Source organism: Desulforhopalus glucosivorans, assembly GCF_054397165.1.
The window spans coordinates 4,466,829-4,486,942 of record NZ_AP044854.1; the positions used below are offsets into that span (position 1 = coordinate 4,466,829).

Annotated in this window: 17 protein-coding genes and 6 tRNA genes; 12 read left to right on the plus strand and 11 right to left on the minus strand. The window is 40.9% G+C overall.

Annotated features, from left to right (window positions below; genetic code table 11):
* Nucleotides 1-97 precede the first annotated feature (97 nt).
* Nucleotides 98-1,438, minus strand: coding sequence for a TolC family outer membrane protein (locus tag ACX6CI_RS19030; protein ID WP_458775244.1), 1,341 nt, complete (start codon nt 1,436-1,438; stop codon nt 98-100).
* A gap of 528 nt (nt 1,439-1,966) precedes the next feature.
* On the opposite strand from ACX6CI_RS19030, the gene ACX6CI_RS19035 reads away from it, so the two are divergent.
* Complete coding sequence (locus tag ACX6CI_RS19035) at nt 1,967-2,356, plus strand: tetratricopeptide repeat protein (protein WP_458775245.1); 390 nt, start codon at nt 1,967-1,969, stop codon at nt 2,354-2,356.
* A 538-nt stretch (nt 2,357-2,894) separates the two neighbouring features.
* Here the strand turns inward: ACX6CI_RS19035 and pruA are convergent.
* Together pruA and ACX6CI_RS19045 are read right to left on the minus strand one after the other, a co-directional pair.
* Nucleotides 2,895-4,535 carry an L-glutamate gamma-semialdehyde dehydrogenase gene (gene pruA / locus ACX6CI_RS19040; protein ID WP_458775246.1) on the minus strand — a complete coding sequence of 547 codons (1,641 nt, stop codon included), beginning with the start codon at nt 4,533-4,535 and terminating at the stop codon, nt 2,895-2,897.
* Between the two features lie 73 nt (nt 4,536-4,608).
* Entirely contained in the window at nt 4,609-5,520 is a 912-nt protein-coding gene (locus ACX6CI_RS19045) for a proline dehydrogenase family protein (RefSeq protein ID WP_458775247.1), read from the minus strand.
* Nucleotides 5,521-5,754: 234 nt separating this feature from the next.
* Here ACX6CI_RS19045 and ACX6CI_RS19050 point away from each other — a divergent pair, with 234 nt between their 5' ends.
* A complete protein-coding gene (locus ACX6CI_RS19050) occupies nt 5,755-6,426 on the plus strand; it encodes a GntR family transcriptional regulator (protein WP_458775248.1) in 672 nt (223 codons plus the stop codon).
* 26 nt (nt 6,427-6,452) lie between these two features.
* Here the strand turns inward: ACX6CI_RS19050 and hemW are convergent, their stop codons facing one another.
* From hemW to rdgC, 5 genes are all read right to left on the minus strand, one after another.
* Entirely contained in the window at nt 6,453-7,625 is a 1,173-nt protein-coding gene (gene hemW, locus ACX6CI_RS19055; protein WP_458775249.1) for a radical SAM family heme chaperone HemW, read from the minus strand.
* Entirely contained in the window at nt 7,582-8,319 is a 738-nt protein-coding gene (radC, locus tag ACX6CI_RS19060; protein WP_458775250.1) for a RadC family protein, read from the minus strand. Before radC ends, hemW begins: the two co-directional genes overlap by 44 nt.
* Before the next feature lie 44 nt (nt 8,320-8,363).
* Nucleotides 8,364-9,785, minus strand: coding sequence for an Asp-tRNA(Asn)/Glu-tRNA(Gln) amidotransferase subunit GatB (gene gatB / locus ACX6CI_RS19065; protein WP_458775251.1), 1,422 nt, complete (start codon nt 9,783-9,785; stop codon nt 8,364-8,366).
* 169 nt (nt 9,786-9,954) lie between these two features.
* The gene (locus ACX6CI_RS19070) at nt 9,955-10,503 is read right to left on the minus strand and encodes a hypothetical protein (RefSeq protein WP_458775252.1); all 549 of its coding nucleotides are present in this window, start codon (nt 10,501-10,503) and stop codon (nt 9,955-9,957) included.
* 145 nt (nt 10,504-10,648) lie between these two features.
* A complete protein-coding gene (gene rdgC, locus ACX6CI_RS19075; RefSeq protein ID WP_458775253.1) occupies nt 10,649-11,254 on the minus strand; it encodes a recombination-associated protein RdgC in 606 nt (201 codons plus the stop codon).
* Nucleotides 11,255-11,666: 412 nt separating this feature from the next.
* Between rdgC and ACX6CI_RS19080 the strand changes: the two genes are divergently transcribed.
* The 4 genes from ACX6CI_RS19080 (at nt 11,667) to ACX6CI_RS19095 (ending at nt 12,323) form a co-directional block, all read left to right on the plus strand.
* A tRNA-Lys gene (locus ACX6CI_RS19080) sits at nt 11,667-11,742 on the plus strand.
* A 15-nt stretch (nt 11,743-11,757) separates the two neighbouring features.
* Nucleotides 11,758-11,835 (plus strand) — tRNA-Glu (locus ACX6CI_RS19085).
* Between the two features lie 319 nt (nt 11,836-12,154).
* Nucleotides 12,155-12,230: transfer RNA gene (locus tag ACX6CI_RS19090), tRNA-Lys, on the plus strand.
* Nucleotides 12,231-12,245: 15 nt separating this feature from the next.
* Nucleotides 12,246-12,323 (plus strand) — tRNA-Glu (locus tag ACX6CI_RS19095).
* A 369-nt stretch (nt 12,324-12,692) separates the two neighbouring features.
* Here the strand turns inward: ACX6CI_RS19095 and nadB are convergent.
* Nucleotides 12,693-14,219, minus strand: a complete 1,527-nt coding sequence (gene nadB / locus ACX6CI_RS19100; protein WP_458775254.1) for an L-aspartate oxidase — start codon at nt 14,217-14,219, stop codon at nt 12,693-12,695.
* Between the two features lie 169 nt (nt 14,220-14,388).
* Here nadB and ACX6CI_RS19105 point away from each other — a divergent pair, with 169 nt between their 5' ends.
* The 3 genes from ACX6CI_RS19105 to ACX6CI_RS19115 are packed head-to-tail and all read left to right on the plus strand — an operon-like array spanning nt 14,389 to nt 16,535.
* Complete coding sequence (locus ACX6CI_RS19105) at nt 14,389-15,165, plus strand: ParA family protein (RefSeq protein ID WP_458775255.1); 777 nt, start codon at nt 14,389-14,391, stop codon at nt 15,163-15,165.
* A gap of 2 nt (nt 15,166-15,167) precedes the next feature.
* Nucleotides 15,168-16,031 (plus strand): ParB/RepB/Spo0J family partition protein, encoded by an 864-nt coding sequence (locus tag ACX6CI_RS19110; RefSeq protein WP_458775256.1) that lies wholly within the window; start codon nt 15,168-15,170, stop codon nt 16,029-16,031.
* 27 nt (nt 16,032-16,058) lie between these two features.
* Nucleotides 16,059-16,535 (plus strand): SH3 domain-containing protein, encoded by a 477-nt coding sequence (locus tag ACX6CI_RS19115; RefSeq protein ID WP_458775257.1) that lies wholly within the window; start codon nt 16,059-16,061, stop codon nt 16,533-16,535.
* Nucleotides 16,536-16,928: 393 nt separating this feature from the next.
* Here ACX6CI_RS19115 and ACX6CI_RS19120 read toward each other — a convergent pair.
* Nucleotides 16,929-17,020 (minus strand) — tRNA-Ser (locus ACX6CI_RS19120).
* Nucleotides 17,021-17,032: 12 nt separating this feature from the next.
* A tRNA-Ser gene (locus ACX6CI_RS19125) sits at nt 17,033-17,118 on the minus strand.
* A 174-nt stretch (nt 17,119-17,292) separates the two neighbouring features.
* Here ACX6CI_RS19125 and ACX6CI_RS19130 point away from each other — a divergent pair.
* The 3 genes from ACX6CI_RS19130 to ACX6CI_RS19140 are packed head-to-tail and all read left to right on the plus strand — an operon-like array spanning nt 17,293 to nt 20,111.
* Nucleotides 17,293-18,846 carry a sigma-54 interaction domain-containing protein gene (locus ACX6CI_RS19130; protein ID WP_458775258.1) on the plus strand — a complete coding sequence of 518 codons (1,554 nt, stop codon included), beginning with the start codon at nt 17,293-17,295 and terminating at the stop codon, nt 18,844-18,846.
* A gap of 18 nt (nt 18,847-18,864) precedes the next feature.
* The gene (locus ACX6CI_RS19135) at nt 18,865-19,416 is read left to right on the plus strand and encodes an epoxyqueuosine reductase QueH (protein ID WP_458775259.1); all 552 of its coding nucleotides are present in this window, start codon (nt 18,865-18,867) and stop codon (nt 19,414-19,416) included.
* A 20-nt stretch (nt 19,417-19,436) separates the two neighbouring features.
* Entirely contained in the window at nt 19,437-20,111 is a 675-nt protein-coding gene (locus tag ACX6CI_RS19140; protein ID WP_458775260.1) for an XTP/dITP diphosphatase, read from the plus strand.
* Nucleotides 20,112-20,114 lie beyond the last annotated feature (3 nt).

Genomic DNA, 20,114 nt, shown 5'->3' on the forward strand with positions numbered 1-20,114 from the left:
AATACGGAGGTTTTAACCTTTTAGAAAAACAATAAAACAAAGGTGTATAAGAGTTAGGTAGTACTCATCAGACGCCAAGCACAACTCATATAGTTATTCAATTACCCTCATCTTCGGAACCCTGCTTCTCTTCATCCGCTTCGACCTGATGTCCATCCGCCCAATCCAAACCCAAGCCGTGCACAAGACCACCCATGGAGTTTAAAATTCTGAATTGAGAGTACAAACCATCATAGATTGCATTAATCACATCTTTTTGAGCAGTTATCGCTTCAGCCTCAGTATCAAGCACATCGAGCAATGATCGCTTTCCTATATTAAACTGTTGTGTATAAGTTCTTGCAGTCGCCTTTGTTGACTCTGCATGTTGTTCCAAATATACTTTTCTATCCAACACAGACTGGTAGGCCATCCAAGAGAGCCTTGTGGATTCTACAACCTGACGCTGGGTGTTATTCTTTATCTCCCGCGCCTCACTTATAAGCTGCAATGTCTCCGCCTTTCGCGCCTGATCCTCAAAACCATTGAAAAGGTTATAGCGGAGTCGCAACATTGCTCTAGTGCTCTCCTCTCTCTCCTCAGTACCATCCACCTCTTCTTCCCAGGTCTGGTCCACTTCAATATCAATAGTAGGGTAGTATGGGCTAGCTGCAACTTCGTGTTGCTCTTCTCTTGCCTCAAGATCAGCAATTGCTGACTGTAATGTTGGATGCTCCTCTTCTGCTCGTCGCACTGCCTCATCCAAATTACCTGGCATTTGATCATCTACATCAGCAGGTCTTTGCAAGCTACCAGGCAGGTGACCGACTACTGAGAGGTAATTTGACTTTGAGTCAAGAAGATTAGTGTTGGTTACAACAACATTGGATTCGGCAAGAGCCAGGCGCCCCTGTGCCTGTTCAGCGTCCACCTGAGCTCCGACACCAGATTGACTACGTAGATTTATCTGATCCACCAACCTCTGATGAATAAGGAGATTTTGCTCAGCTAACTCTTTGAGTTCTTCAGCTCTCAAAACATTGAGATACACTCTTGACGCACGCAGAGCTAAGTTTTCTGAAACTCCTCTCACTCCATACGCTGCTGATCGAACTCTTGCCTCCTGTCTGTCCACTTCATTCATAGTGGCAAACCCTTTGAAAATATTCCACCGAAGACTCAGACCGTATTCAACAGGATTATAGTCCCCATCATCGGGTTCCTGAAAATCTTGAACACCTACACCTGTCATAAAATCAAGTGTTGGTAAATTAGCAGCTCCAGCCTGCCGTACCTCTTCGTCTCTTGCAAATCTATTATATGCCTGAGATCGGATTTGAGGATTCGTTAAGATGACCTCTTGAACAGCTTCGGACAATGTTTCTGAAAAAACATTGTTTGAACTTAATAAAAAACCCGTAATGAAAAAGACACACCATTTTACAGTCGTTCTGTTCATTATTCACTCCCTATGTAAATGACAAATTACACAAATACAATAAACAATCCAACACACATAATTTTCCTCTGTGATTTCAATCTGTTTAAATAATCATCGGTATTCTTCTAAACTTTGTCAAATATATCTTTCCTCCCTTACCTGGACCGCAGCAGACTAACAACCTGATATTCTATAATTTGTAGCCTAATACTATAAACATATTTTTATTTTGCTGTTGCTCGACCCTATAAAAGAGGTTCAACAATGCATAATTATAAACTTCTGGTAAATTTAATTATTTTTCTTGCGAATACATCTGTAATTTTCTAAACACTTAATCTAGAGTATGAAAATGTCGATAGTGTATTTTAAAGTTACTTTCGAGCCATAATAAGGCTTCTACTGCTCCACCTTTTTATAGATATGCGAACATTACTTTTACTCAATTGCACATTATTTTTTTGGGCAAGTTTAGCTTGCTATGGCTATGCAAAACAAACCTGTGACCCGGCTCTACTCAAAAGAGCCCACTCCGGAGATGTAAATGTGCAGAATCTGGTCGCACACATTTACTCATCAGGCAAAGATGGAGATGCAGATTTTCACAAGGCAAGGTACTGGTATGAACGAATTATTACAGAACAGAAGGGCGATGCTAAGCTCATAGGTCATGCAAATCTGATCTTAGGACTCCTCTATACCAGCGGTAAAGGGGGAGAAAAAAATTATGACAATGCGCTTCATTGCTTCAAACAAGCAGCACGTCAAGGTTACTACGACGCCCACCTGAGCATAGGCAAGCTCTACATTCAAGGGCTAGGTGTTGAACAAGACTATAATAAGGCAAAAGAATGGCTTATAATTGCAGCAAACAAAGGTCACCTCAAAGCTCAAAGACTCCATCATCTTATTGAGAAACAACTGACGCAACAGTAACTACCAGCCATCTATTCTCAGCAACCCATCTTCTTTAGACCGTCCTTTCAAGAGATTTTGTCTGACCCAAAGTGATTAGGAATTCATTCAGCGTGTAAAGGCGTCTTCTCTCCACTATTCCATACAATTTTGAACGAACGTATACATTGATGACCTGAAATTTCAAAAATCCAGAAGCGGATCTTCGTATCCTGCCCCACAGTGTATTGACCTCAGCATCAACCTATCAATTAGCTCATTACCCCATTCCAAGTTCTTGTAAATGTACCTTCCTTGCATTCAGGGCACTGTGTATCCAAACGATCATAAGAGGATAATATATACAGGTTTCGAAAATACCTCCTCCAAGCACCAGTTAGATTTTGATATGCTTACTGTATTTGGCGTATCAATTAAGCAGACCCTCAAAAGTATGTCAGCACGTTACTACTAGTATGGCAACTAATATTAACGTGCTATAATTAATAGGTTATTTGTCTATTAGTATAAAATCCCCCTACATTAATGGACAGCCACTTTTCTGAGGAAGCTCTAACTACTACTTTTCATCCATAAATGGATAGACAAAATCAGTAGGTGGTACAAAGGTTTCTTTAATAGTTCGGGTAGAAACCCAGCGCATCAGATTTGCCTGGGAGCCTGCTTTATCATTGGTGCCTGAGGCTCGACCGCCACCAAAAGGCTGTTGGCCAACGACAGCACCTGTTGGCTTATCGTTGATATAAAAGTTACCTGCAGCGTGCTCCAGTTTTCCGGTGGCAAAACTTACAGCCCTACGGTCATTTCCAAAGATTGCGCCGGTAAGTGCGTACATAGAAGATGTGTCACACAACGCAAGGGTCTCTTCGAACTTGTCGTCTTCATAAACATAGACAGTCAGCACAGGGCCAAAGATCTCTTCCACCATGGTTTTAAAGTGCGGATCAGATGCGAGTATCACGGTGGGCTCAATGAAATAGCCAACGCTGTCGTCACACCTTCCACCCATAATGACTTCGCCGCCATCGCTGGTTTGAGCATAATCGATGTACTCAGAGATTGAATCAAAAGCGGCTTTATCAATAACAGCCCCCATAAAATTTGTGAAATCAACAGGGGATCCCATCTTGACGCGACCAAGCTGTTCCCTCATCTCCTTTTCAACCTCGGGCCAGATAGACTTTGGAATATATGCCCTGCTCGCTGCGGAACACTTTTGTCCCTGATACTCAAAGGATCCTCGAACAAGGGCTGTTGCCAGGGGTTTAATTTCTGCACTGTTATGGGCAAAGACAAAATCCTTGCCGCCTGTTTCCCCAACAATTCTTGGATATGATCTATAGTTTGCTATATTGTTTCCAATGGTCTTCCACATGCTCTGGAACACTCTGGTGGAACCGGTAAAATGCACCCCAGACAGCCTGGAATCAGCAAGACATATATCGCCTACACTGCTGCCGGATCCGGGTACAAAGTTGATTACCCCGGGAGGTAAACCTGCTTCTTCCAGGATCTGCATTATCAGATACGGTGTGTAAACAAGTGATGATGCGGGCTTCCAGACAACAGTGTTACCCATTATGGCAGGCGCTGTGGGCAGGTTTCCTGCTATGGCTGTAAAATTAAAAGGGGTTACCGCGAACACAAAACCCTCAAGAGGTCTATGCTGCACATAGTTCCAGATGCCAGGCGATGATACTGGTTGTCGTTCGTAGATTTCCTGGGCGTATTTTACATTAAAACGGAGAAAATCTATAAATTCACAAGCTGCATCAATCTCTGCCTGGAACACATTTTTACCACCAGCAAGCATTGCACCAGCATTGATCAGCGCACGGTATTTTGTAGCGAGCAGATCGGCTGCTTTAAGAAAAATAGCACAACGCTCTTCCCAGCGAAACTCCTGCCACATCGCCTGGGCATCAACAGCTGCATCAATTGCCATCTGCACCTCTTGAGGCCCCGCCTTATGATAGGTCGCAAGAACATGGTTATGGTCATGGGGCATAACTGCCTTGCCAAGATTGCCGGTTCGGACCTCTTCTCCAGCAATAATAAGAGGAATATCAAGCTCTTTTCCAGCCATTTCTGTGAGTGCCGCTTTAATAGCTGCTCGCTCTGAACTCCCGGCAGCATACCCAAGAATAGGTTCGTTCACCGGCTCCGGTATATTGATAACTCCATTATTTATAAGATTCATTCTACTGCTCCTCTATTATTCATATTGTAATTGATTCTTTACTACCATAGTAATGGCTGGAAAATTGGTGGAATTACCCTTTATGAAACAAGGCCTTTATGACAACTCCAGCCATCTTTGGATTTTCCTTCAAGCGTCTTGTACTGTAACCAAACCATTGCTTGCCAAAAGGTACATAGACCCGCATTCTGTGACCCTTATCGAGGATAGATTTTCTAAGCGCCGGAGTCACTCCGTAGAGCATCTGGAACTCATACTTATCTGGTGGAACATCATATTTTTTTATAAGCTGATATGCCCCTTCAATAACAGGGACATCGTGGCTGGCAATTGCCGGATACATCTTTTGCTGAAACATCAACTCCAGGTCAGATATAAAGTGCTCGTTAATCTCCTCATATTTTTTATAGGATATTTCTTCCGGTTCCACATAGATGCCCTTACAGACACGAAGATTAACCGGACTATCCACACTGTTTATATCTTCTAAAGCTTCAATATCACTGTGGGTTCTTTTGAGATACGACTGGACCACAAGACCTACATTATCTGGAAACTCGGCCTTTAACCTTCTGTACATATCAATTTCCATATCTGTGCAGGGCGAGTCCTCCATATCAATTCTGACAAAATTATTATAGGAGGCGGCTTTGGCAACAACGTCTCGAATATGATTATACGCAACCTCTTTATCTATCAACAGGCCGAAAAAGGTCGGTTTGAGCGAGTAATTGCCATCAACACCTGCGGCCTCTGCTGCCTCAATCACCTCAAGGTATTCCTTTTTGTTTTCCTCAGCCTCATCAAGGGTGGTAATAAACTCACCAAGGACATCAATGGTGGTCATAATACCTTCGGCATTCAACTTCTTGGCGTTGGCTACCGCCTCTGCTATTGTCTCCCCTGCTATGTATTGTTTTGAGAACATCCAAACCAATTTTTTGGGCATATACGGAAGTACACCCGCTATCATTGCATTAATCATGTCACCCTCCTTGCTCAGATTCAACACGCCACAATCTATTGCTGACTAGTGTCTTTCGTAGATTTGTGTTGCACTGATTAATTGTATACAATATATGGATACATATTTAGTACGTTATTAAAAGGGGCAATGTCAACCTATTTTGTGTATAGTACAAAAATAGTTACGCTTTTCATTTTTGTAAAATTGGGATCTTGCCTCAATTACAGTATCAACTTCAATCGACTTTGTAGAATGGGACAATCCAAAAGACAAAACTCAGAAAACTCTGTTTACTTAAAGCTCAAAACCGCCATCCGAAAACGGTATATTAAACAAGGAAGTCAGCTGGTTGAAGTCACTCTGGCACAGAAACTTGGAGTTAGTAGAACACCTGTCAGAAGTGCTATAAAAAAGCTTGAAGCTGAAGGGCTGGTCAACAGTATTCCAAACAGGGGCGCCTTTGTAATTACCCCGACAAAGCAGGAAATTGAGGAAACATTTCTTGTCCGTGCAGAACTCGAGTGTATGGCTGCAGGCCTTGCCACAGAAAACTGTACCACTCAATTTATTGACGATCTCCACCAGCTTATAGAGTCCGAGCCCACCGCATTTGATAAAAATGATCTCGATAAATACTACGCTGTAAATGATAGCTTCCATAGACGAATTGCCGAAATGTCCGGCAATAATGTGCTGTGCAGCTACATTAAAGAGCTCATGGATCGAACCCGTATTTATCTCATTCTTTACGATCCTTTTTACAAAATAGAGTACAGCCCGACCAGTGAGCATTTAGATATTATTAAGGCAATAGCTTCCAGGGATCCAAACAAGTCCTGTGCTGCTGTCAGAGCCCATATAAATAGCTCCATTATTGGCCTCCAGGCTGTGGGAGAGATGCCTGAAGATTATATTTCTTTATAACTGAGCCAGGTAAACTCGGAAAATCATTACACCAGTTCAGCCATTATTTGGTTAGAGAGTGGCCAGCCTTTTTCACTTATCTTAAGATTAGAATCGCTCAGCTCCACCATTCCTGTGTTCAACAGTTTCTCCAGAGTATCTCCATAGTGGACCAGGGGGGTCAGATCATATCGCCGTTGTAGCTCGTTGACATCCACTCCCCGCGTCATTCTAAGGCCCATGATAACAGTTTCACGAAACGAAGCGTCTTTATCTAGACACTCACTTTCAAAAATTGGAGATACTCCCCCCATTATCTTCTTAGTATAATCTATTGGGTTAATGATTCTTTTTTCTCGAACGCCTCCAACAAAGCTCACTGCTGCTGCTCCAGCCGCCCAATAATCTCCATTTTCCCAGTAATTTATATTGTGCCTGCACTCATACCCCTTAAGAGCAAAATTTGATGTCTCGTACTTAATAAAACCCTGATCTTTACATATCTCTTCAGTGAGCGCATCTATTTGTAAGATCACCTCTTCTTTAGGGAGGGTGAGCTGACCTTTTTCGTCAAGTTCACCAAAATAGGTCCCCTCTTCCACCATTAACTGATACAGGGAAAGGTGTTGTGGTGAAAGACTAAACGCCTGTTGAAGAGATTCTCTCCAACTCTTAGTTGTCTGGCCTGGCAGACCATACATGAGATCAATATTGATATTGGTAAAACCAACCTTTTGTGCCATGGTACAGACCTCAATAGCCTGACTTCTATCATGTAACCGGCCTATCATTGTAAGCTCAGACTCTATAAAAGACTGAACCCCCAGAGATAACCTGGTGACACCAGCGGTTAAAAGTTTTTCCAAATATAATGCATCAACTGTACCGGGATTAGCCTCCACGCTTATCTCACAACCAGCTTTCACCCCAAACAATTCTTTACAATACCCTATGAGCGATACCAGTTCAGTCGGCTCCAGACAGGTCGGTGTTCCACCACCAAAAAACAGTGTAGACAACTCCGTAGCACCTGCTGCATGAATAGACCGTAGTTCCTGTCGCAAGGCCTCCAGATATTTTTTTTGTATATCAGTTGTGCTTACGTAGGATGAAAAAGAGCAGTAGTGGCATTTTTTACGACAATAAGGAATATGCAGGTAGAGATAACTCATGGCTTTACGGTGAGGAGAGCGAGGCAAGGGTTCTATTACACTGCTCACGAATATCGCTCATAAGATTCTCATCGGCAAAACTCAATGTTCCATCCCCTATTATCAGGTGATCCAGCAACTGAATCTGCATACATTGGCAGAGTAAAAATAGAGTTTTTGTAAGCTTTATATCCTGCTTCGATGGTTTAAGTGATCCGGAGGGATGGTTGTGGGCTAAAATTATAGCCGCAGCATGGTGATCCATGGCCCGCTTTATTATTTCTCTAGGGTAGATTGTGTTAACGTTTAAGGTACCTTCTGAGACAATTTCTGAGTCGATAATCGCGTGGGATGAATCGAGAAACAACACTGTAAGGACCTCTATTTTAAGCCCTCGCATTGAGTGAACAAGATAATCAGCAACCTCTTTGGAGGAGTGCAGGTAACGTTTTCCCGAGATCCTGTCTTTCAGGTAGTGACTTGCTACGGCCTGAATAAAGCGGAGGGCAAATGAGTTTTTAGGGCCTATACCTTTTACTTTTTGGAGCGAACTTGCCGGTGCATCTAATACTTTTGAAAAACTACCGTACTCTACTAAGAGTGCTTTGGCAGCCTCCTTACAATCACTCCGTGGAGTTCCAAAGGAAAGGAGCAGCTCAAGGATTTCCACATTGCTAAAACCGTCAATACCGGTTTCTAAAAACCGGTCTCGCAAACGGCCCCTATGCCCTGCGCCCTTATTCTGCCACTCCTTTTTGTCCACGTGTTCTATCTATCCATCTAATATGAGCCTTTTGCAAAAGGCTCTTATGATAAGGCCTTTATAAAGAGTTCATTGGCCATTTTAGGATTAGCCTTACCTTTGGTTTTCTGCATCAACTGCCCAACGAAAAATCCCATGAGCTTTGTTTTTCCATTACGAAAATCCTCAGCTTGACCGGGGTTGGCCGCAATTATCTCTTCGACCATAGCTGTAAGTTCGCCTTCATCAGAAACCTGAACCAGATTTTTCTCTTCTACGATGGTTTCAGCACTTTTGCCAGACTCCATCATATCAAAAAACACACTCTTTGCGATCTTTCCACTGATTGTGCTCTTCTCCACCATCATAAGAAGCGAGGATAGTTGCTGTGGGCTTACTTTACATGAAGAGATATCATCACCCTTCAATTCACGTAAAAGTTCCGTCATGATCCAATTTGAAGCTTTTTTTGCGGGAACTCCTGTCGCAACTACATCTTCAAAGTATTGTGCCACCGGTCTGTCCGATGTGAGGAGTAGTGCATCATACTCAGGGAGTTTATATTCAGTCTCAAAACGTAGCTTCTTTTCATCGGGCAGTTCCGGTAATGATTCCCGTACTTCTTCAATCCACTCATCGCTAATTTCAACCGGAACCAGATCAGGACAGGGAAAATAGCGATAATCATGGGCATCTTCCTTCCCCCGCATGGACTCTGAGCAATGTTTATCAGGATTCCACAACAGGGTTTCCTGAATAATTTTTTCACCGTCAAGGAGCATGTCCCGTTGCCTGCGAACCTCATACTCAAGGGCGTGCTGTACATGGCGAAAGGAATTCATATTTTTAAGCTCAGTCCTGGTACCAAACTCTTCCTGACCAACAGGCCGAAGAGAAATGTTTGCGTCACACCTAAAACTTCCCTCCTGCATATTACCGTCACAAATACCTAGATATCGAACTATTGCGTGCAGCTTTTTCAGATACGCAACAGCTTCCTCAGGCGAACGCATATCAGGCTCTGAAACAATTTCAAGAAGTGGTGTTCCTGTTCTATTGAGATCAACATGGGACACAGGATCAACTTCATCATGGATAAGCTTACCCGCATCCTCTTCCATATGAATTCGAGTTATTCCTATAATCTTTTTAACTCCATCCACTTCAATTTCTATTGCACCCCTCCCAACTATAGGCAGGTCAAACTGAGAGGTCTGGTATCCCTTTGGCAGATCTGGGTAGAAGTAGTTCTTTCTCGCAAACTGGTTAAACTGGTTTATGACAGAATTAGTCGCCAAACCAAGCTTTATAGCAGACTCAACCACAGCCTTATTCAGAACAGGCAATACTCCTGGCATCCCAAGGCAAATTGGACAGGTGTGACTGTTTGGAGGAGCACCAAAGGTAGTGGAGCATCCGCAGAATATCTTTGTGTTCGTGTTTAACTGGGCGTGAATTTCCAGCCCAATAACTGTTTCAAACTCCATAATGTCCCTACATTTTCTCAATATTAGTGCCTTTTACCAAAATACCTGTCGTTCTTTTCAAGGCCGCTTAGGCGTGTAAAAAAGAAGGATTTTGAGGCTCATTAAAAATGATACACTATCCATTGGATAGTTATCCCATTGTATTGTCCTTAATATCCTGCTGGATAACTCACACAATTACTGCAGATTTTTCAATCCAGGTACGGATATTTGCCAGTTCTTCTGACCATTCAGGTGATACTCTAAGTACAAGAAACATTTTGAACAGTCCATTGACTAGTCTGATTATTTCTTCAAGCAGAAAGACACGCTCAAGGATCATACCTTCCACCTCTTCCGGATTGTCCCCCTTATCGCCCTCCGTACCCTCAGTTTTTGGTAGTCTAACATTCTTAAACTCCATTAAGGCACCCGTCAGGGTAAGACTATACTCGTAATTACCATGGCCTATGAGGATTCTTGCTTGCTCAGGCTTCTTGCCCATCTGTAAACCAGTACGAGCCTCCTGAAGTTCAGCCTGGAGACCAGTACAAACTATTTTTTCACTGGACTCGCCTTCCCCTGACTCAAGAACAATGTGTTTTTCAAAAACTACGGTGATATCACCCTCACCCTCAAGTTCTACACTGCCGCCTCTTTCTTCACTCTTCCACCAGAGCCAAGTTAAAAACTCTTGGCCTAAAAAGCGTTTTTCTGCAATTAAATCAACTAAATCCATATATAATATATGCCACAAATTATGGCAAACCCGTCACTTATATTTATGTTACGTAAGTAATACTCAAAGTAATAGATCATCCACTTTAATTGAGATGGCTGAGTCTAAATTCCTGAGTATTTGTTATGTTTATTTCTCCAGTGTATTAAATGAATATCTCAGGATTAATTCGGTCCAGCACAGCAACCTGCTCTTCGTCAAGAAGATGCTCAGCAGTTATATAGGGAATCTGCTGCTTGATGAGAAGCCCAAAGGTTTCTTTAAAATAATCCTCAAGCAGAGCCTGAGCCTTTTTATTAGTGCTAAAGAAAATCAGGGTTGCATCAGAAAGGCTCCAGCACAATTCGTAGATTGTGGGAATTGGAACAGCCTTTCTCATCAACTCTGTTCGAATTCTGTCCTTAATTTCAACCTTCATTGACCTGGGAAGTTTTTTTAACTCTTTTTCAAGTCTTACTCGCTCTTCTTCTTTCTGAACAACCTTCTTAAGTATTGCCGATGAAACCTTTCGCTCATCGATGCGTAGCGTAAGCGTTATATAGTCCCCTGCTGCATACGATGCGTATTTGAACTCCGAGTCAAACATATTTAAAACAGATACCCAGCCTATGGAGTATTCATCGTAGGTATCATCAATATCTCTAAAGGCAAACGACACAACCCGATCAGCAACAAAATCTAATAAGTTTTCAGGTAATTCACCCTCAACTGAGAATCTCACAAAACTAGCAGAACCTTTTAACAAACCCATAATTATATATATATGTAATGAATTCTTTAACTTCATGAAGATCAGAACTATTTCACTCTGACCCCACTTTATTGTGGTATGTAGCTCAAACTTCGCTAATCCGCGAATGAGCCCGGATAAGTATCCTCAGCAAATTCATCTATAATGAACAACAGAAGGGCGAAGAATTCGAATAAGCATAAACTGCAGATAAGCGTAACATTCGAATGAAACTGTAGGATACTAAATTAGTTCCCTTTGATATAGCACTCCTGTAATTAGCCCACAACTAAATTATATATTATCAAGCACACATGACTTCACATTTGCAATTTGTCGACCTTGACTGTTTGACCTTTGAGTGATAAATTAGAAAATAATGATAAAAAGATATTGACACAGTCCAGTGAGTTTTGTATATAAACCGCTCCACGGGTCGTTAACTCAGCTGGTAGAGTATCTGACTTTTAATCAGAGAGTCGCGCGTTCGAATCGCGCACGACCCACCATGGAAAATTTGTTTTGTCCCCATCGTCTAGTCAGGTCCAGGACATCGCCCTTTCACGGCGACAACACCGGTTCGAATCCGGTTGGGGACGCCATATATAAAAGGCTCTTAATTCTACTGAATTAAGAGCCTTTCTTATTTTCAGGGTCATATCTGCTTTATCTTGTTTCCGCTAAAGGCGGATCCTTCACTTACTACAATCCCTCTATCACATATCTCATTTCTATTACTTTGTTCTCAGTAGGTTTCCTAAGCAATTAAAATTATATGATATATATTCATGTTGTTTATGAATAAGTAGTGCGTTTATCTGCAATAACATACATATGAAACCTGGACTTCTTTACATTACATCAATTTTCTTGTTTTTTATTTGACACCGTCCGGTGAGTTTTGTATATAAACCGCTCCACGGGTCGTTAACTCAGCTGGTAGAGTATCTGACTTTTAATCAGAGAGTCGCGCGTTCGAATCGCGCACGACCCACCATGGAAAATTTGTTTTGTCCCCATCGTCTAGTCAGGTCCAGGACATCGCCCTTTCACGGCGACAACACCGGTTCGAATCCGGTTGGGGACGCCATATATAAAAAGGCCCTTAATTCTTTCCGAATTAAGGGCCTTTCTTTTTTTACTCATATAACTTTTAAAGTATTCCGTATAAACAGAGATTGAACTCTTCAGTTAAAATGTTGCCCAACTTCATAATCACTTACCCCGATATCACCATTTCATTAACTCCGATTACACCACTCCCTGTAACACAGATTTTATAGCAGGGTAGGGCATGTTAGGTTTAAATTGTCTTTTGATCAAAACCAAACAGTATGTAATCAACTGCCCCTCATTAAAAAAAAAGGTCAGTAGATATTTTCTAATATCCACCGACCTCAAAAAAACGCGCACCAATTAAACAATTTTACTTATAGCGCGTATTCATTTTCCTCTTAACTCATTCATCCAAAATATAGTGTAGTCCCTGGGACTTTTTCCTTCGTTGTGATGCTTCAATTACTAGTAAGGCTACGTTTAATATGTTACGTAATTCCAACATATTAGGTGATATTTTGTAGGTTTTTACTAGTTCCTCAATCTCGTCTTTTATTTCTACAATTCTCTTATGAGCCAGTTGGAGACGAGATTGGTTCCTCACAATTCCAACATAATTCCACATAATTCTACGAATTATATCCCAATTATGATTAATAAGGATTTCTTCGTCAATTGCCCTATTCAGGTGACCGTGATATTCTTCGATAGAATTTTCATACTCAATGTTTAAATCTGACCAATTGTTTTTACAATACTCAAATGAAGCATTTGCAAAAACCACAGCCTCGAGTAAGGAATTACTCGCCAATCGATTTCCACCATGCAAACCAGTACATGCTGATTCACCTAAACAAAAAAGTCCTGGAACAGTGGTTTTACCATGAATATCTGTTTTTACGCCTCCACATAAGTAATGTGCAGCGGGTACTACAGGTATAGGGGTTTTTGAAATATCTAAACCAATGGATTTGCATTTTTCAAAAATAGTTGGGAACCTCTTCTTTAAAAACTCACTTCCTTTATGTCTGATATCGAGATACACACAGTCTGCTCCTGTTTTTTTCATTTCAGAGTCAATAGCTCTTGCTACCTTATCTCTTGTTGCCAACTCCATTTTCTCAGGTTCGTAATCTTCTAAAAATCGACGACCTTTTTCATCGAGAAGTAATGCACCTTCACCTCTAACTGCCTCTGATATAAGAAAGTTTTTTGTCTGGTGATGATAGAGGCAAGTAGGGTGGAATTGTACAAATTCCATCATTGACGTTTCAGCACCAATACGATGGGCAAGCGCCACACCATCCCCTGTAGCAATATCAGGATTAGTGCTATACAGGTAAACCTTGCCAATACCACCAGTGCAAATCGTGGTAATTTTAGATTCAAATATAGCAACTTCTCCCTGCTCATTTAATATATACGCTCCAACACACCTGGAAACTCCCGTTTCATCCGACGTTATCAGATCTACAGCCATATGATTTTCTAACAGTGTTATATTTTGATTTTCAGAAACACTTGAGATAAGGGCTCGTTCAATTTCCTTACCTGTCAGATCATATGCATGGGCTATCCGGCGCATCGAATGACCACCTTCTTTTGCGAGACTCAATTCACCATTATTTTCTTTAACGAAATCAACGCCAATATTTATAAGTTCCTGTATCCTTTCAGGTCCATTACTAATAACAAAGCGTACAATTTCTTCATCACACAATCCATCGCCGGCTTCCAGAGTATCATTGATATGATTTTCAAAACTATCATCACCATTTAATACCGCAGCAATGCCACCCTGGGCAAGATTTGTAGCTGTATCAATTTTCTCTTTTTTTGTTACTACTATTACCTTACCAAGGGTTGATGCCTTGAGAGCGAAAGAAAGACCAGCTATACCGCTACCAATGACAAGAAAATCAGTTTTCATCAAAATCTCCTGTTCCAATGTTTCACGTGAAACATTGGATAAATATTAAATAGAAAGTACTAGAATATATACCATAAATAAAAAATGGAGCAAAGATTACTTTTTTTTGAAGATATTTCTGTCGAAAACGTTTACTTTTAGCAAAATTCAATCAAAGGAATGTGATTTTATGGATAAAAAAGCAAAAATTATAGCTGTTGCAAATCAAAAAGGTGGGGTTGGTAAAACAACTACATCCATAAATCTGGCAGCAGCCCTTGCGTCAAAACGTAAAAAAGTACTACTCATAGATTCTGATCCCCAAGGGAATTCTTCCAGCGGCGTCGGTATTAATATGAAAAAGGTGAGGGTTCATCTTTATCACGCCTACGCCAGTGGATATTCAGCAGAAGAAGTACGATTAAAAAGCACCATTAAGAATTTAGATATCATTCCTTCCAGTATTGATCTTGTTGCGGCTGAGATAGAAATGATAAGTGTTGAAAACAGAGAATCACGGTTAAAATTCATATTGGAACCTTTAGTTGATCAATATGACTATATAATAATAGATTGTCCGCCTTCACTTGGATTACTCACTATTAATGCTCTTACAGCAAGTGATTCCGTTCTTATACCTATGCAGTGTGAGTATTTTGCCATGGAGGGTCTTGCTCAACTCGTCAGCACTATACGATCGGTTAAGAAAACCTTTAATAAAACACTATATATTGAAGGTCTTGTTTTAACTATGTTTGACAAGCGTAATAAACTCACTCACCAGGTTGCCGCTGAAATCAAAAATCACTTTGTAAATCAATTATTTACCACGGTAATTCCAAGAAACGTACGGCTAAGTGAATGTCCAAGTCATGGAAAATCCATCATTGATTATGATAAGACTTCCACTGGTGCTATAGCCTATATTAATCTGGCAAAAGAATTCTTAAAAAGACAGAGGAAATAACTATGGTTAAAAATACGGGATTAGGACTAGGTGTCGGCGTTCTATTCGGAGAAGAGACTGAAAAATATTTCGAGTGTCCAATTAATGACATTGTTCCAAATAAATTTCAGCCACGGACCCACTTTAAAGAAGAGGATCTGCAAGAACTTTCCAATTCGATCAAAGAGAAGGGCGTTATACAACCTCTTATTATAAAGTCGGGTGATGATGGGGCATACGAATTAATAGCAGGAGAAAGACGCCTCCGCGCTTCAAAACTTGCAGGACTTGAAGTTGTTCCTGTTGTTGTTATGGATGTTGAGGATGATGACTCCCTTTTGGAACTTGCACTCATTGAGAATGTTCAGCGCACCGACCTCAACCCTATAGAAGAGGCCGAAGCGTATCGAAAACTCATCGACAGATTTGGCTATACACAGGAGCAGACAGCTCAGCGGGTAGGCAAGAAACGTTCGACTGTCACAAACCTTCTGCGTCTTTTAAAACTACCACAGCAGTTCCAAGACGATGTTGTACAAGGCCTTTTATCTGAAGGACACGCACGAGCGTTAATAAAGCTTATTGATGATCCAATGAAAATGATGGAAGTCCGTGAGATCATAATTAAAAATGGTCTATCAGTAAGACAGACCGAAAAGCTCATTAAAAAAACTGCAGCTTCACCTTCTCAACAGACTAAGGGCAACCAGCAAAAGGTTGCAGAAGGAATTCCACAATCATATACTAAGGCTCTTACAACTCAATTGACTAACCGCCTTAACTCTAAAGTTGCAATTGCACAGAATGGTACCAGGGGTAAAATTGAAATTGAATATTACTCCCTGGATGATCTTGACCGCGTTACTGCTATGCTACTCGGTGATTAATAAAATATTTTAAATGGTTTAAGTCATATGTACAATAATTTCAATAAGTTAAAATCATTACTTGTAGTTTTTTCCCTATGTACCTTTTTAATAGTCGCAACGAGTGTATCTGCAGAAATGACGAGTATAAAAGGTGATAAAATAAATCTTAGAAAAGGACCAGGAACGAAGTATTCCATTCTCTGGGAGTATGGCAATGGATACCCGGTTACGGTTATAAAAAAACAGGGAAACTGGGTGAAGGTTAGAGATTTTGAAAAAGATACGGGATGGATTCACAAATCACTTCTCCACTATAGCCCTCATGTAGTCGTGAAGGTTAACAGGAATAGTAACGGTAAAATCAATATTAGAAAGGGGCCAAGTACCTCTAAAGCCATTGTAGGAAAAGCGCAGTATGGTGTAGTTTTCAAAACATTGGAGCGTAAATCTGGATGGATCTATGTTGAACACGAATCTGGCTTGAAAGGGTGGATTAAGGAAAGTCTGCTCTGGGGATATTAAAAACATCCCTTTACATTACTAAAAAGGCCCTTGAGCTATTTGCTCAAGGGCCTTTTTTTTATTCAAATTGCAAACTTTGGATGGGCTGACAATCAGGTATTATGTCGTCAATTAATAGTCAGATATCCGATCCAAGAAATTATGAATACCCATAACGGACAAATATCAGATTCGTAAAATTACAGTAAGGGAAATTGTGTTGATACAAAGAGGATAAACAGTATAAGCACATTATGAATAACACAAAAGAAAGAAGATACCTCAACTCAGTTTCTCGGAGTCTACGCTATCTGTATTGTACGATAGGCTATCAGGAGGAAGGTACAAAAATAGTGATAAAATAAAAAAGGACCTGTAAGCGTTATCGCTTACAGGTCCTTTCTTAAATCTATATGGCGGAGAGGGAGAGATTCGAACTCTCGGTGGAGTCTAACCCCCACACTCGCTTAGCAGGCGAGCACCATCGGCCTCTCGGTCACCTCTCCGTAATATATAATTGGCGGAGGAAGTAGGATTCGAACCCACGGTACTTTCGTACAACGGTTTTCAAGACCGCCGCCTTCAACCACTCGGCCATTCCTCCGTGCAGGACCTTTTACCACTAGTTAAATAATCTGTCAATGATATCATTTTGAAAAAATGAATTTTGATGAATATTAAACATTTTTGTAATAAAGGTTCGAAAAAGAAGGGTACCCCTGTTATACTATGTATGAAATGAATAAATTCAATAATCTTTACCATATATTGTCATACAATGACTGTTCATACAGATATATCAAGGCAGTTAGAAGACCTCACTGCACTCTACGAAATTACCAAACAACTCGCTTCTTCTCTTGAATTAAGAGACTGCCTGGAAAAAGCTATGCAGATTCTTTCTGAAATGAAGGGAATGGAAAATGGTACCGTAACAATTGTGAACCCAGTTACAGGTAAGTTAGAGATAGAGGTTGCCCACGGATTAACCGCTGAAGGAAGAAAAAGAGGTAAATACAAAATAGGTGAAGGAATTACTGGTCGGGTTGTATCTACTGGTGAACCGATCATCGTTCCTCAAATATCAGAAGAACCCCTATTCTTAAATAGAACCAGGGCCAGAGGAAACGTCTCAGAACAGAAGAGATCCTTTCTCTGTGTACCGGTTAAAGATGGCTACAATGTTATTGGTGCCTTGTCTACAGATCGATTTTATAAGGACGGAATAGGGGAACAGGCAAATACAGATCTACAATATCTCACTGTACTCTCCTCCATCATTGCCCAGACTGTAGTTCGTATTCAAAAGGTTAACCGAGAGACCGAGGAACTGTTTACAGAAAATCTGAAACTAAAAAGAGAACTTTCAGAGAAAAACAGGATTAATGACATCATTGGTAATTCGTCTCGAATGCAGGATGTTTACGAAATGATCCACAGGGTTGTCGATTCAAACGCCACCGTTCTCTTACGAGGAGAATCCGGCACCGGAAAGACCCTTGTTGCAAAGGCTCTTCATTACAATGGCAAACGTAAAGATAACCCTTTTATTGTTGTTAACTGTTCTGCACTACCTGAAACTCTTCTTGAAAGTGAGTTATTTGGCCACGAAAAGGGTGCATTTACGGGTGCCACCGATAGAAAAATTGGTCGCTTCGAGCAGGCGGAGGGTGGAACCCTGTTTCTTGATGAAATAGGAGAAATAAGTAATTCAGTCCAGGTAAAACTTCTTAATGTGGTCCAGGAGAGAACATTTCAACGCCTCGGCTCCACAAAACAACTTAAATGCGATGTTCGTTTAGTGGCAGCGACTAACAGAGATCTTGAAAGTGCTGTTGCTGATAAATCGTTCCGTGAGGATCTCTACTATCGGCTCAATGTTTTTCCTGTGTATATGCCGTCCCTTAGAAAACGACGAACCGATATTCTTCTAATAGCTGAATTCTTTTTAGAAAAGTATGCTGCTGAAAATAATAAAAAAATTCGCCGTATTTCTACCTCTGCCATTGATATGCTCATTCAATACCATTGGCCTGGTAATGTTCGAGAGTTACAGAACTGTATGGAACGCGCTGTTATTATTTGTGATGGAGATAGCATAAAAGGCATCCACCTTCCACCAACTCTTCAGATCGCTGAATCTTCTCAACGGGAAAATCCCTATTCTCTATCTGTATCAGTTGAAAATTTTGAGAAAGAACTCATTATTGAAGGCCTAAAGCGTAACAACGGCAACCAGACAAAAACGGCCAAGGATCTCGATACCAGCCTTAGAATAATTAATTATAAGATTCATCAGTACAACATAGATCCAAAAAATTATAAGATTTAATCATTTGATGTAGGTAACGTGAAAATACTACTCCACTCCTGCTGCGGTCCATGCACCATATATCCACTTACGGTGCTTAAAGCTCAGAACCATGATGTAACGGCTTACTACCACAATCCGAACATACATCCATTCAAAGAGTTTAAACGCCGCCTTGATACCTTAAAAGAATTCTCAACGGCGGAAAACTTCCCTTTGGTGGCAGATGAGAAGTATGGGCTTACTGAATTTCTCCAGCAAGTGGTTTTCAAAGAGAAAACCAGATGTCCTATCTGCTATGAAATGCGTCTTGAAAAAACCGCTGAATATGCAGCTGAAAACGGTTTTGATGGATTTACGACCACTCTTCTCTACAGCAGGTATCAAAATCATGGGATCATAAAACAACAGTGTAACGATATTGCTGATAAATATTCACTCTCTTTTATCTATGAAGATTTCAGAACAGGCTGGCAACAGGGAATTGATCAATCCATAGAAAAAGAAATGTATCGTCAACCCTACTGTGGTTGTATTTACAGCGAGCAGGAACGGTATGATAAGAGTCTTCGTAAAAAGCAAACCAAATAAAAATTGAAAGGAAAGAGCCGATGTTAACAATGCTCGTAATAGCCACAACAAATCAAAACAAACTAAAAGAATTCAAAGAGATATTAAAAGATCTCGATATTGAAATACGTTCACTTGCTGATTTTGGACCCATCCCGGAGGTAATTGAGGATGGTCAAACCTTTGATGACAATGCCTACAAGAAAGCTTGGCAGACTGCAAAAATTCTTGGTTTACCAACAATAGCCGATGACTCAGGTCTTGTCGTCGAGGCTTTAAATGGTGCTCCTGGAGTATATTCAGCAAGGTATTCTGGCGAAGATGCCACCGATGAAAAAAATGTTACTAAACTCCTCTCTGAATTAAAAGGTGTCGAAAACAGGAAGGCTCAATTTCAATGCGTTCTTTCCATCGCTGTCCCATCTGGTCCGGCGCTTACCTATGAGGGTAAGTGTGAGGGTGTCATTATCGATGAGAGAAGAGGGGATAACGGATTTGGTTATGACCCGGTTTTCTACTTTGAAGAGTTTGATAAGACCTTTGCTGAACTATCCATGGATGAAAAAAACAGGGTGAGTCACAGAGGAAAGGCACTTGCTCAGGTTAAATCAGAAGTACAACAGATCAAAAAATGGCTGGAGCAGCGTCTTTTTGAGGAAAAACCACCAAAACCGGATCACAGTGAGTTTGAGGGGAACGACTGGTCAAATCAGTAGTAA